General features: G+C 59.3%; 12 protein-coding genes. 6 read left to right on the top strand and 6 right to left on the bottom strand.

The annotated features are described in order from the left end of the window. Positions 1-26: 26 nt before the first annotated feature. Entirely contained in the window at positions 27-815 is a 789-nt protein-coding gene (locus tag AB5Y92_RS01645) for a hypothetical protein (protein WP_245096602.1), read from the top strand. A gap of 109 nt (positions 816-924) precedes the next feature. Here the strand turns inward: AB5Y92_RS01645 and AB5Y92_RS01640 are convergent, their stop codons facing one another. Together AB5Y92_RS01640 and AB5Y92_RS01635 are read right to left on the bottom strand one after the other, a co-directional pair. Further along, positions 925-2,355: a wax ester/triacylglycerol synthase family O-acyltransferase gene (locus tag AB5Y92_RS01640; protein WP_245096600.1), complete on the bottom strand. Its 1,431-nt coding sequence runs from the start codon at positions 2,353-2,355 to the stop codon at positions 925-927. A 255-nt stretch (positions 2,356-2,610) separates the two neighbouring features. Further along, complete coding sequence (locus AB5Y92_RS01635; protein WP_164536816.1) at positions 2,611-2,943, bottom strand: polyhydroxyalkanoic acid system family protein; 333 nt, start codon at positions 2,941-2,943, stop codon at positions 2,611-2,613. 259 nt (positions 2,944-3,202) lie between these two features. Between AB5Y92_RS01635 and AB5Y92_RS01630 the strand changes: the two genes are divergently transcribed. Beyond that, positions 3,203-3,931, top strand: coding sequence for a hypothetical protein (locus tag AB5Y92_RS01630; protein ID WP_021230124.1), 729 nt, complete (start codon positions 3,203-3,205; stop codon positions 3,929-3,931). Between the two features lie 86 nt (positions 3,932-4,017). On the opposite strand, the gene AB5Y92_RS01625 is transcribed toward AB5Y92_RS01630, so the two are convergent. Genes AB5Y92_RS01625 through prpB form a run of 3 tightly spaced genes read right to left on the bottom strand, consistent with a single transcriptional unit; the run spans position 4,018 to position 7,499 of the window. After that, entirely contained in the window at positions 4,018-5,463 is a 1,446-nt protein-coding gene (locus AB5Y92_RS01625) for a bifunctional 2-methylcitrate dehydratase/aconitate hydratase (protein ID WP_368225281.1), read from the bottom strand. 10 nt (positions 5,464-5,473) lie between these two features. Continuing rightward, positions 5,474-6,601 carry a 2-methylcitrate synthase gene (prpC, locus tag AB5Y92_RS01620; RefSeq protein ID WP_245096595.1) on the bottom strand — a complete coding sequence of 376 codons (1,128 nt, stop codon included), beginning with the start codon at positions 6,599-6,601 and terminating at the stop codon, positions 5,474-5,476. A 10-nt stretch (positions 6,602-6,611) separates the two neighbouring features. Continuing rightward, the gene (gene prpB / locus AB5Y92_RS01615; protein WP_368225283.1) at positions 6,612-7,499 is read right to left on the bottom strand and encodes a methylisocitrate lyase; all 888 of its coding nucleotides are present in this window, start codon (positions 7,497-7,499) and stop codon (positions 6,612-6,614) included. A gap of 147 nt (positions 7,500-7,646) precedes the next feature. On the opposite strand from prpB, the gene AB5Y92_RS01610 reads away from it, so the two are divergent. From AB5Y92_RS01610 to rsmF, 4 genes are all read left to right on the top strand, one after another. After that, entirely contained in the window at positions 7,647-8,273 is a 627-nt protein-coding gene (locus AB5Y92_RS01610; RefSeq protein ID WP_164536813.1) for a paraquat-inducible protein A, read from the top strand. Beyond that, positions 8,257-8,859, top strand: coding sequence for a paraquat-inducible protein A (locus AB5Y92_RS01605; protein ID WP_005333132.1), 603 nt, complete (start codon positions 8,257-8,259; stop codon positions 8,857-8,859). The genes AB5Y92_RS01610 and AB5Y92_RS01605 overlap by 17 nt, the downstream gene beginning before the upstream one ends. 55 nt (positions 8,860-8,914) lie before the next feature. Next, positions 8,915-11,467: an MlaD family protein gene (locus AB5Y92_RS01600; protein ID WP_245096593.1), complete on the top strand. Its 2,553-nt coding sequence runs from the start codon at positions 8,915-8,917 to the stop codon at positions 11,465-11,467. 144 nt (positions 11,468-11,611) lie between these two features. Beyond that, the gene (rsmF, locus tag AB5Y92_RS01595; RefSeq protein WP_245096590.1) at positions 11,612-13,042 is read left to right on the top strand and encodes a 16S rRNA (cytosine(1407)-C(5))-methyltransferase RsmF; all 1,431 of its coding nucleotides are present in this window, start codon (positions 11,612-11,614) and stop codon (positions 13,040-13,042) included. Between the two features lie 226 nt (positions 13,043-13,268). Here rsmF and AB5Y92_RS01590 read toward each other — a convergent pair whose 3' ends face one another. After that, positions 13,269-13,541, bottom strand: coding sequence for a RepB family protein (locus tag AB5Y92_RS01590; RefSeq protein ID WP_368225278.1), 273 nt, complete (start codon positions 13,539-13,541; stop codon positions 13,269-13,271). Between the last annotated feature and the right edge of the window lie 15 nt (positions 13,542-13,556).

Here is a 13,556-nt window from a genome sequence, read left to right as displayed (position 1 = left end):
ATTCACATGCTACAGGGAGAACAAGCATGACCACTTCACAACTCGAATTTGTCCCCTTCCCCTACGCGGATGCGGCCTATGACTATGCTGGCCAGAAGCTGGCGGACAACTGGGATCGTCTCCATCAGGGGGATGCCGAACCCTGGCCTGAAGATGAACAGGTACAGGATGCCTGGCGGGCCTATCATGCCGGGGATTTTGCCCGGGCCGTCGCCCTTGGCGAAGCGGCCGGTGAGGCGGGCCTCAATGTGGCGAACAAAGCGCTGGTGATCCACGCCAGCTATCTGCTGGAGGACAAATATGCCAAGCGCGCCGCCTTCGAGCGGGCGGCCAGCCATGCCGAGAAGCTGCAAAAGCGTCAGCCCAGGAACGCCAACGCTTGGTACTTCCACGCGCTGGCACTCGGGCGCTACAGTCAGGTCATCTCCATCTCCAAGGCTCTCTCGCAAGGAATTGGCGACAAGATCAAGGCAAGCCTTGAGAAGGCGCTGGAGCTGGCGCCAGATCACGCCGAGGCCCATATTGCCTTTGGCGCCTGGCACGCGGAGATCGTCGACAAGTTGGGGGCCATGATCGGCGGCCTTACCTATGGCGCCAAGAAGGAGGAGTCCGAGCGTCACTTCAAGGAGGCGCTGGCGCTGATCCCCGAATCGGCTATCGCCCGCATGGAGTACGCCAACGCACAGGTGATGCTGCACGGCAAGAGCCGTCTGAAAGCGGCCGAAGCCCTCTATGCCGAAGCGGCCGAGTGCGAACCGATGGATGCCATGGAGCGCCTTGATGTAGAGGCGGCGCGCGAGGAGCTGGAGGATTAACCGCCATTCCTACCGCTAAGAAAAACAAAAGGCCAACCCGCGGGTTGGCCTCTTTTATGATGGATGCTGACCGGTTGGCTACGCCGTCACCGGTCGCTCAAGTGCACACTCAACCCAGCAGCGCATCAAGGCCGTTCGGGTCAAACAACAGCTCCGGCTCCATCAGAACCAGCAACAGCAGTTGCTCGAACTCCACCGCAAACCGCTCGACCACCCGATCCGGATCCGGTACCAGCTTCTTGTCGGTGATAAGGCCCAGCTGCACCTTGTGATCGTAAGAGAGGATGGAGACGCCGACGCCGATATCCCCCGATTGCGGCACCCAGAACAGCGGCTGACGCAATTTTGCTCCAGCCAGATAGAGGGTCTGCTGCGGGCCGGGCACATTGGTGATCACCGCGCTGGCCTTGGCCGTGAGCAGCTCGACGGCCTGCTGCTGCACCGCATTGGGGGCCATGCCAAGGGCATGTAACAAGTTGAGCACTACCACGGGTTGTAGCGAGGTGCGCAGCTCCTGCATTCGGTCACGCACGGTATAGAGCCGCTGCAACGGGTGTTCAACATCCAGTGGCAAGTCCAGGGCCACCAGCCCGAAGCGGTTGCCAAGTGCCCCCTCATCGTCCGGTGCACGCATATTGACTGGCACCAGGGCGCGGATCTTGACCTTGTTGGCATCATCCCCCTTCTCCTGCAGGTAGTGGCGAAACGCCCCTGCGGTGGCGGCGATCAGCAGATCGTTGACCGAGCAGCCCAGTACCTTGCCCACTGCCTTGATATCCGGCAGATCAATTTGCTCCGACCAGGCCACCCGCTTGGTGCTGGTGGTCTTGCCACGCAGGCGGCAGGGTGAATCATCACCGAGGGTGGCGATATTGCACAGCTCGCTCGCCACATCCCGCCCGGTCTTGAGGTAATCCACCGCCTTGGTGGGATGGGTGACCACTTCGACATATTTGGACCAGAGGCTACCGGTCAGCTTGAGACCGGCCCGCACCAGCCGGCTGCCCTGGTGGCAATCCTCCTCATCCTCGTCATCGCTGTCATCCAGTGGCTCCGGTGACGGTGGTCGCGGCGCCCCTTCCGGTGTGTTATCCATCATGGTCAGCATGGCTCGCACCAGCGAGAAGCCATCGCCCATGGCGTGGTGAATGCGCACCACCAGCGCTTGCCCACCCAGCGAAGTGTCGGTCAGGTGCATATCCCACAGGGGGCGCTGGTGGTTGAGCGGCGTCGAGGCGAGATCGGCCACCAGCTTCTCCAGCTCCAGCTTGCCCGCTTCACCCGGCAGGATCACTCGCTTGAGGTGCTGATCGAGATCGAAATCGGGATCATGGCGCCAGTAGTAGGAGCCCCCCTCCAGCACGGCCCGCTGGTGGAAACGGGGTTGCACCGAAATGGTATGGCGCAATCCGGCCCGCAGACGCGTTTCATCAAGCTCTCCTTCAAACATCAGGACACCGATGATCTGCATCAGGTTGTTGGGTCTGTCCATGCGTAACCAGGCGGTATCGACGCAGGAGATAAATTCACTCAGTGGCATGGTTGTTTCCCTACAAAACGAATTTACCGAGGCGGCAAATTGCTCCTTCCCTCATATCCGGATGAAGACTTGATGCAATCAGAATGACATTAATGAGTGCCGACTCGAAATATGAAATAAAGATGAAAGATTACTTACAAAATAGAATCTAGACCTCGCTGGATAATAAATATGACAAACCATATGGCTTGCAAACTTATTTCAAACAGCCATCGTTTACAGCTGGTTTATTTAAAGACAGTGCAACGAAGAGTTTCAAACATGTTTGGGGCAAGGTAAGCGATTGTCGACATAATCGAGGATCTCTTGCTCCAGTACGCTGCGTACCGGTAACAGCATCAAACCAAGATGCACTTCCAGTTCCAGGGTATCTTCGTCCAGGGTGAGAGTGCCATGTACCCCTGAGCCGCGAAAACGAAGCTCGGTCTCCTCTTCATCTGCCCATTCGCAATCGAGTTGATAGCTCTCGCTCATGTCCGCAGCGATGGCTTCGGCCGCGATCCGGGCGGCGGCCAATCCCAGCGGATGCTGACGGCTGATCTGGATGGTAGAGAGTGCGCTGCTGCCAGCGAGCGAGTTGAAGAACATGGTCGTTACTCTGAGTCATAAGTTAGTTATTGATATTAAACACATGTTCACAACAAATGAAAGGATGGTTCACATAAATGGGACTCACTTAACAGAGTCGAGAGGGATGAAGGCTATCAGCGGGGCATGGCATTTATTCCCTCCCCCGTGCGCGCTACACTTGTCACGGAACGGCGAGCAAAAGCTGCTTGTTTTTCATTCACTTGTATCTTCGTATCACCGAATCCCCATCAATGGGCCCAAGGCCAGAGAGCAGTAGATGACGCATCAAGAACATGCCCACGACGACGATAGCACCCTGGGTCGGCTCTACCGCCAGCTCAAGCGGGTTGCAGCCTTGCGCGAGCAGATGCGTGCTCACCCGGAGGATCAGCAGGATCGGGATCGGCTACGCCAGTGGCAGGCCGACCGGTTGGGGCGAACCCATCGTGATCTGCTGGAGAGTGACCGCTACGGCCCTGCCGCCGAGTTCTTCCTGACCGATCTCTATGGCCCCGGGGATTGCGCCCGCCGCGATGCGGACGTGATGCGGGTGATGCCGACAGCCGAGCGGCTGTTGCCGGAGTCCGGCCTCAAGGTGCTGGCACAAGCGATCGAGCTCGACGCCCTCTCCGAAGAGCTGGACTACCTGATGGTGGTGGCGCTGCGGCGCATTGATGGTATTGATCCCATCACGCCGGACCATTACACCATCGCCTATCGTGCCGTAGGCGAGCAGGCGCGCCGGGAACATCAGATTGCGCTGGTGAGCGAGCTTGGCATGACGCTGGACAGGCTGGCGAGAAAGCCGCTGCTGGGGGCGACCCTCAAGCTGGTGTCAGGTCCCGCCCATCTGGCGGGGCTGGGCGAGCTTTTCTCCTTTGTCGAGCGCGGCTATCAGGTGTGTCATCAGATGGGGCGTGCCAACGAATTTCTCGAAACCATCGCCAGTCGCGAGACGGCCATCATGACGGCGCTCTTTAACGGCGACAGCAGTGCGCTGGGGTAAGGCTTATCGAGGGATAAGCCGCCAGAATAACAAAGCGGGCCGATGAGCCCGCTTTTCCTTTATCGCTGTTTGCCTGTAGATATCGGTCAGATCACCAACAGATCCATAAAGGCGTGTACCGGGGTGGCAGCAAGCCGCGGCCCATCCTGACAGAGAGCAAGGATGTCGCTGACCCGTTTGGCCGGGAAGCGGGTAGCCAGATTGTGCTGGAATTTCTCCACCAGCAGCGGGATCCCCTCCTCCCGGCGACGGCGATGGCCGACCGGATACTCCACCTCCACCTTGGCGGTGTGAGTGCCGTCCTTGAAGAAGATCTGGATGGCGTTGGCGATGGAGCGCTTGTCTGCCTCCAGATATTCGCGGCTGTAGCGTTTATCCTCCTGCACCACCATCTTGCCGCGCAGCGTGTCGATGCGGGGATCGGCGGCGACATCGTCCTCGTAATCCTCGGCGATCAGGCGACCAAAGATGAGCGGCACCGCCACCATGTACTGCAGGCAGTGATCCCGATCGGCCGGGTTGTTGAGGGCGCCGACCTTGCTGATGATGCGAATGGCCGACTCATGGGTGGTGAGTTCGATACGGTCTATCTCGTCGAGCCGCCCCTTCACCTGACTATGCAGCTTCATGGCGCACTCCACCGCGGTCTGGGCGTGGAACTCGGCGGGATAGGAGATCTTGAACAGCACGTTCTCCATCACATAGCAGCCGTACCCCTGATGCAGGGCGAACTGGTTGCCCTTGAACAGCACATCGTAAAAACCCCATTTGGGCGCGCTCAGTACGCCGGGATAGCCCATCTCGCCGCTCATGGTGATAAGGGCGAGGCGCACTGCGCGAGAGGTGGCATCCCCCGCCGCCCAGCTCTTGCGCGACCCTGCATTGGGGGCATGACGGTAGGTCCGCAGGCTCTGGCCATCGACCCAGGCCTGGGAGACCGCATCGATCACCTGATCGCGGGTGCCCCCCAGCATATGAGTCACCACGGCGGTGCTGGCAACCTTGACCAGTACCACGTGATCGAGACCGACCCGATTGAAGGAGTTCTCCAGCGCCAGCACCCCCTGAATTTCGTGGGCTTTGACCATGGCCACCAGCACATCGCTCATGGTGAGCGGCACCTTGCCCTCGGCCACGCGAGTACGGGAGAGCCAGTCGGCAGTGGCCAGAATACCGCCCAGATTATCGGAGGGGTGACCCCACTCGGCGGCTAGCCAGGTGTCGTTGTAATCGAGCCAGCGGATGATGGCGCCGATGTCCCAGGCGGCCTTGACCGGATCGAGGCAGAGTTGGGTTCCGGGCACCCGGGCGCCATGGGGTACGAGGGTGCCGGGGACTATGGGGCCAAGGTGCTTGGTGCACTCGGGGAAGCGCAGGGCCAAGAGGCCACAGCCGAGCGTATCCATCAGGCAGTAGCGGGCGGTGTCGAGGGCCGCCTTGCTGGTAATGGGGTGGTTGCAGACATAATCGGCAATATCGACCAGCACCTGATCGGGGTCTGGTCTGTGGTTGACGTCGACGTTGGCGGACATCGTGACTTCCTTATCGTTGTTGTAGAGAGACAAAGTGACGGGGGGCCGGGCCGACATAATCGGCGCTCGGGCGGATGATCCGGTTGTGCTCGCGCTGCTCCATCACGTGGGCGCACCAGCCGGTGACCCGTGAGCAGACGAAGATGGGGGTGAACAGCTTGGTCGGGATCCCCATGTAGTGATAGGCGCTGGCGTGGAAGAAGTCGGCGTTGGGAAAGAGCTCTTTCTCCTCCCACATCACCTTCTCCGCCTCACAGGAGACGCGATAGAGGCGATCATCACCCACCGCCTCGGCGAGCTTGCCCGACCACTCCTTGATGATGACGTTGCGCGGATCCGAGGTGCGGTAGATGGCGTGGCCAAAGCCCATGATCTTCTCCTTGGCCGCCAGCTTGGCCAGCAGTTCGCGCCTTGCCTGCGTCTCGTCTTGCCAATCTTCAATCATCGCCATGGCTGCCTCGTTGGCGCCGCCGTGCAGCGGGCCGCGCAGGGTGCCGATGGCGGCGGTGATGCAGGAGAACATGTCCGAAAGGGTCGAGGCGCAGACTCGCGCCGCAAAGGTGGAGGCGTTGAACTCATGCTCAGCGTAGAGGATGAGGGAGACATGCATCACCCGCCTCTCCAGCTCGCTTGGCGCCTTCTGGTGCAGCAGCGCCAGAAAGTGGCCGCCGATACACTCCTCGTCGCTGTCGAGGGCGATGCGAACGCCCTCGTGACTGAACTTGTACCAGTAGATCAGAATGCCCGGAAAGGCGGCCAGCAGCCGATCCGCCACTTCGTGTTCATGCTCGAAACCATCTTCTGGCTCCAGATCGCCGAGCATGGAGCAGCCGGTGCGCAGCACATCCATGGGGTGAGCATCGGCGGGAATGCGCTCCAGCACCTCCAGCAGCGCCGCTGGCAACATGCGCAAGCGGCGCAGCTCGCGTTTGTAGTCGGCCAGTTGCTGGTTACTCGGCAACTCTCCCTTCAGCAGCAGATAGGCAACCTCCTCGAACTGGGCGCTATCGGCCAGCTCCTTGATGTCGTAACCGCGATAGGTAAGACCGGTGCCACTCTTGCCCACGGTGCAGATACTGGTCTCTCCTGCGCTTTGGCCGCGCAGACCAGCCCCGCCCAACGGTTTCTGTTGTCCCATAAGCTGCCTCCTATTCCTTGGCTGAAAACAGACGATCCAGTGTCTGCTCGTAGTGGTGATATCCGAGAAAGTCGTAGAGCGACTCCCGGGTCTGCATGGTCTCCACGACGGCCCGTTGATGGCCATCCTGGCGAATATGGTGATAGACGTTGAGGGCGGCCTGATTGGCGGCGCGGTTGGCACTCAATGGATAGAGCACCATGTCGACACCGTGGGCGGCGAGCAGCTCCTTGTCAAACAGCTCGGTTTTGCCGAACTCGGTCATATTGGCGAGGATCGGCACTTTGGCCGCCTGCTTGAACTGGTCGTACTGGGCAAGCTCGGTCACCGCCTCGGCGAAGATCATGTCGGCACCGGCGGCAACATAGGCAGCGGTGCGCTCAAGAGCCGACTCCATCCCCTCCACCGCCAGTGCATCGGTGCGGGCCATGATGACGAACTCGCTATTCTCGCGGGCATCCACTGCTGCCTTGATGCGATCGCACATCTCCTCAAGCGTGACCACCGCCTTGTTGGGGCGATGACCACAACGCTTCTGAGCCACCTGATCTTCCATATGGACGGCGGCAACCCCGGCCCGCTCGAACGCACGAATGGTGCGGGCGATATTGAATGCCCCGCCCCAGCCGGTATCGATATCGACCAGTAGCGGCACACGGGTTGCGGCGGTGATCCGCTCGGCATCGATCAGCACGTCGTTGAGGGAGGTCATGCCGAGATCCGGCAAGCCATAGGAGGCATTGGCTACTCCGGCGCCGGAGAGATAAAGAGCTTGAAAGCCGCTGCATTCGGCCATCAGCGCCATATAGGCATTGATGGTGCCGACGATCTGCAGGGGATGTTCATTGGCAAGGGCGGTGCGAAAGCGCAGGCCTGCCGAGGGGGGCAAACTGGACATCATGACTCCTTTCACCTGTCTAGTCTGGCTATCTAATATCACGTTTACGTTAACGTCAATTATACTTTCGTAACATTCCGGCCGCAGGCAAGACAGGAAACCGGTTTTAGGGTAAATTTCACCAATTCCTTCAACAGGTTGAATTGTATGATGGAGCCCGGTTCCGTGATTGTCTGTCCGGCGTGCGACTTGCTGATCCAGCGCAAAGCACTGCCGCTGCGTAGCCATGCCCACTGCCCTCGCTGTCACCAGCATCTCTATGGCCGTTATGCCTTTCGTCCCTCCCAGTTGATGGCCCTGACCATCACCGGATTTCTGCTGCTCCCCTCCGCATTTTTTGAGCCGCTGATCTATCTGCGGCTGGCTGGGGTCAACACCGATGCCGACCTGCTGCGCGGTATCCTGGTGCTGTTTGGAGAAGGTGAATGGTGGGTAGCCAGCCTGGTGCTCTGGTGCGCCGTGTTGGCGCCGGTGGGATTATTGGGGGGGATCTTTGTGCTGGCTTCGGGTCTGGCCAAACGTTGGCACATTCTTCCCGTCACCTTGAAGCTGGTCGAGGTGTTTCGCCACTGGGCCATGCTGGAGGTCTATATCGTCAGCCTGCTGGTTGCCCTGTTCAAACTGATCGACATCGCCGATGTGCGCCTCGGTGGCGGCTTGCTCAGCCTCGGTATTTTGATGCTGCTCAACATGACCCTGCTGATCCTGTTTGACCCCGCCCCCTACTGGGCGCGGATCCCGTTAAAGGAGCCGGAACATGACCAGCGCCCGTGAGATGGGGCTCTGCCGCTGCCATACCTGCGGTCTGCTGGTGCGTTATCAAGCCGGGGCAGTCTGCCCCCGTTGCAGCAGCAAATTACAGGTGCGCATTCCCCGTTCCCTCGCCTGGTCGTGGGGCTTGCTGGCGCTCGCCACCTTCATGTTATTGCCTGCCAATCTGTTGCCCATAACCCATTTCTATAACAAGGGGTTACTGCAGTCAGATACCATCTTCAGCGGTATCATGATGCTCTATCGCAGCAAAATGAGCGGGATTGCCACCATAGTTCTCACCGCCAGCATACTGGTGCCTGTGGGCAAAATATTGGGGCTGGGTTGGATCTGCTGGCAGTTGCAGCGGGCCAAGCCAGTGCGGCGCAAGCGCCAGCTGGTGATGTATCGGGTGATCGATTTTATCGGTCGCTGGTCGATGCTGGACTTGTTCGTGATTTCGCTGATGGTGGCACTGGTCGATCGGGGTGTGCTGCTGAGTGTCCGCGCAGGCCCCGGTGCCACCGCCTTTGCCGGTGTGGTGGTGCTGACCATGATGTCGGCCCGCATGCTCGATACCCGTTTACTGTGGGACAAGGCGGCCCGTTGATGATTTCTCTGTTTTTGTCTGATGTGCTGTTTAATCCAGCCAATAAGGAGTCACTATGATCGGGGCTGAACCCGTCATCGAAAAGCGCCGCTGGTTATCGCCGGTCTGGCTGTTACCCCTGATAGCCCTGCTGCTGGCGGGTGGCTTTCTCTATCAGCAGGTATTGAGCCGTGGCCAGCTTATCCAGATCAACTTCGCCCAGGGCAACGGCATCTTGCCGGGTAAAACCCAGGTTCGTTATCAGGGGGTGGCCATCGGCGTGGTGCAAGAGCTGGAGCTGGCTGAAGATGGCCGCAAGATTGCGGTGATGGCCAAGATTGACAGCCGTGCCAGACCGCTGATCCGCAAGGGATCCGACTTCTGGCTGGTGAGCCCCAAGGCGTCGCTCACCGAGATCTCTGGCCTCGATACCCTGGTCTCCGGCAACTACATCAACCTGCAACCGGGGCGTGAAAGCAATCCGCTGGAGGAGACCTTCGATGCCCTGGAGGGCCCTCCTCCCGGCTATCAGGCTCAGGGGCGCATGCTGCACCTGACCGCCGATTCGCTGGGTTCGGTGGGGATTGGCGCCAAGCTCTATTTCCGCGGTATCGAGGTGGGCAGCGTCATCAATACCCGCCTGGGTCAAGACAACCAGAACGTCATTCTGGATCTGGTGATCGAGCCGCGTTTTGAACATCTGGTCAAAGCCGATACCCGCTTCTGGAACATCAGCGGCATCAAGGGCTCCTTCAGTCTGGCCGGGGTGATCGTGGAAGCTGGCAGCCTCACTTCCATTCTGAGCGGCGGCATTGCCTTTGACTCGCCCAAAGATTCACCGGAGCCGGAGAAGGGACAGACTTTCGTCCTCTATAAAGGGCTGGCGGAAGCGGCACGCGGTGCGCGTATCGACATTGCGGCTGGCGATCTTCCGGTCAAGGAGGGGATGCCCATCCTCTATGAAGGGATCGAGATTGGTCGTATCGACCCCATTCGCCTCACCGACAAAGGCCGTATGGTCACAGCGCTGATCAACCCGGAGCAGGCTTACCGCATTACCGACAAGAGTCAACTGGTGTGGGAGAGCGTCTCCCTCTCCGCGACCGGTGTGCAGCATGCAGATCGCCTGCTCTCCGGCCCGGCCATTCGCCTCGAGTATGTGGCGGGCAAACCGGTACAGAAGATGACCCTGACCGATCGCGCGCCCCAGAGCGGCACCAAGGTGACGCTGCAGGCTGACGATCTGGCGGGGCTCGATCAGGATGCACCTGTCTGGTACAAGGGATTGCAGGTGGGCCGTATCAGCCAGCTCACCCTGGATGCGCGCGGCAATGCCAGCGTCGAGCTGGTGATGGCGCCGAACTATGGTCACCTGCTCAACCGTGCCCGCTTCTATCGCGCTGCCCCGCTGCAGATCGATGCCGATCTGAGCGGCATCAAAGTAGAAACCAGTCCTGCCAGTGCCTGGTTGGGAGGCGGGATCAAGCTGGTACAAGCCAGCAGTGGCGAGCGGATTAACCGTCTCTACCCCAGTCAGGAGCTGGCACTGCTCGGTACCCGTGATGCCAAGCCCCAACGCTGGTTGCTCAAGGCAGATCAGGCCGATGGCATTGGCATTGGCTCGCCTGTGCTCTATCTGGGACTGGAAGCGGGCAAGGTCAAACAGCTACGCGCCGCCAAAGAGGGGGTCGAGATCGAACTCGAAATTGATGGGGTCTATGCTCCCCTCCTCACCCAGCAACCCCAGTTCTGGAAAAAACCGGCCATCGACACCAAGGTGCGGGTCGATGGGGTGCAGGTCAAGGTGGGCAACCTCGGTACCCTGCTGCGCGGTGCCATCGAGTTCGATCGGCTGGCCAATGGTCGCAGCAGTCATCAGCTGTTCGATTCCAGGGAGCAAGCCAAGGCCAAGGTGCGCCAGTTGTCACTGGTGGCAGAGAGCAATCCGGGACTCGGGATTGGCAGTCCGATCCGCTATCGTGGGGTCGATATCGGCAAAATTGAAGAGATCGAGCTGGAGCCGTCTCTGGGTCAGGTGATCTTCAAGGCTGAGCTCGATGGTCACTATGCCGAGCGTTTCCTGCAGTCCGGCGCCCGCTTTACTCTGGTGCAGGCCAAGCTGGGATTAGGCGGGGTTGCGCACCTCGACACCCTGATCAAGGGGGCGTTTGTAGAGGCACAACCCGGTAAAGGCGCTGGCAAAGATCGCTTCCCCTTGAGTCAGGTCGGCCCGGTGGGTCTGGCCCTGACCCTCAAGAGCCCCTCAGTCCATGGCCTGAGCGTCGGCAGCCCGCTGCTGTTTCGCAAGATGGTGGTGGGCAGTGTCACCAAGGTGGGGCTGGCTCGGGATGGTAGCGAGGTGGTGATCGACGTTAACGTCGATCAGGAGTATGCCCATCTGGTGCGGGCAAACTCCCGTTTCTGGAATGTCTCCGGGGTCAAGGCGGATATCGGGTTGACTGGCGGCACCATCGAAGTGGAGACGGTGCAGAGCCTGCTGGCTGGCGGCATCGCCTTCAATACGCCGGAGAAAGAGATGGGGCCAACCGTCAAGGCGGGCCACAGCTATCCGCTCTACGGCAAGGCCGAGAAAGAGTGGCTGGAGTGGAGTCCACGTATCCAGCCCTGATCTCTTCCCTTTGTATCTCATCCAAGCCCGGCACAGTGCCGGGCTTTTTTATATTCCGGTGCCTGTTGATAGGGTTCAGATTCAGAATATTCTTAGCCTTGTGGTAGGATATCGCCTCTCTTTTTCGGTCAACGAGACGGCACAGTGCACGACAACACCTTCCTTCCCGATTACTTTTTACGCCACATTGCGGCCATCATGCCGGCCCATCTCTCGATGGATGACTTTGTGGCCAGTTGTCGACGTCCGCTGCGCCGCAGCATTCGGGTCAATACCTTGAAGATCGCCGTCTCAGATTTCGTCGCCCTGATGGAGCCACTGGGTTGGCAGCTTGACCCTGTCCCCTGGTGTGATACCGGCTTCTGGCTGAGCCGCAGCGATGAAACCGTCCCACTTGGCAACACCGCCGAGCACTTGAGCGGGCTCTTCTACATTCAGGAAGCGAGCTCCATGCTGCCGGTGACGGCACTCTTTGCCAGCGACAAGATCAAGGCGGATGGCATGTTGCTGGATGCGGCGGCGGCCCCCGGATCCAAGACCACCCAGATAGCCGCCCTGATGAACAATCAGGGGATGCTGGTTGCCAACGAGTTTTCCAGCAGCCGGTTGAAAGTGCTTAGCGCCAATATCCAGCGCTGCGGCGTGACCAATGTGGGGATGACCCATTTTGATGCCAAGGTATTTGGCCAGTGGTTGCCGGAGACCTTCGATGCCATCCTGCTCGATGCCCCCTGCTCCGGTGAAGGTACGGTGCGTAAGGATGAAGATGCATTGCGCAACTGGAGCATCGAGAGCATCGACGAGATTGCGACGGTGCAACAAGGGCTGCTGGAGAGCGCCTTCCATGCCTTGAAACCGGGGGGGGTGCTGGTCTACTCCACCTGCACCTTGAGTGAGCAGGAGAATCAGGCGGTCTGCCAATCCCTGCTGGACAAGTTTGACGATGCCTTGAGTTTTGACTCGCTGGCCGACCTGTTTCCCCATGCAGAGCAAGCCTGCACTCCTGAAGGATACCTACACGTTTGGCCCCAGATCTTCGACAGTGAGGGCTTTTTCGTCGCCAGATTGCGCAAGCATCACTCGGTACCCAACACCATGTTCAAGCCGGGCAAGCTGGGTAAATTCCCCTTTGCGCCGCTTCCTGCCAAAGAGGCGGAACCCATATTGCGCGAGATTGAAGCCAACTTCGGGGTGGCATCGCAGGGTCAGCTGTTTGGCCGCAATGACGAGATCTGGCTCTTCCCCCAGCTGTTTGATCAGGTGCAGGGCAAGCTGCGCTTCGATCGCATCGGCATCAAGTTGGCCGAAACCTTCAAGAAAGGTTATCGCCTCACTCATGAGTGGGCACTGGCCTATGGCGATAAAGCGAGCAAGGGCGTGGTTGAGCTTGATAGCGCCAATGCGCGGGAATTCATGATGGGGCGGGATGTCTGGCCAGAACAGGATGCTGGTACTGGCGAGGTGATCGTCCGCTATCAGGGGCATACCCTGGGCATGGGGAAATGGGTGGGTAGTCGGGTCAAGAATGCCCTCCCCCGCGAGCTGGTGCGTGACAACAATCTGTTCAATGCGTAGTGGGCCTTTCGGTGCATAGGCACTTGAACGAGTCTGAAATACCCACACTCTGGTTGAACTTTTCTTCGGATCTTGAAAAGCCTTGAGCCTTGTCTAAGCTTAAGGCAATCCGAACACCAGTTAGCGCACGGCTCTGCAAGGAGCCAATTCCCCTATGCCAGGTACAAGGAATTCGTACCTGGCTTTTTTTATCCCTTCACGTATCGCTGTTACTTCACTCTTGTATCTATTCAACGGTCTCTTCGACCAGTGTGGCGACTCTGTTTTCAAACGGAGGTTCTCTACCCAGCTCATGTTGGTAGAGCAGATCGATCGCCTGCTCGATGAGTGATGCCTGACTGTCTTCGAGATGAAGACCCAGTGCGGCCAATCGTACGGCGTGGCGATTGCTGATCCAGCATTGCAGCCGGGTATGGGTCTCCTGCTTGCGTTTTACATGTTGGCGCTGCCGCTCGGCATTGTTTTGGGGGGCTGCTTCTTGCTCTTCACGCACTGTCATTTCTTGACTCATATG

Source organism: Aeromonas sp. R1-1 (assembly GCF_040908495.1).
In the GTDB taxonomy this organism is placed as follows: Bacteria; Pseudomonadota; Gammaproteobacteria; order Enterobacterales; family Aeromonadaceae; genus Aeromonas; species Aeromonas veronii.
This window is presented reverse-complemented; position numbering and strand designations above follow the sequence as displayed.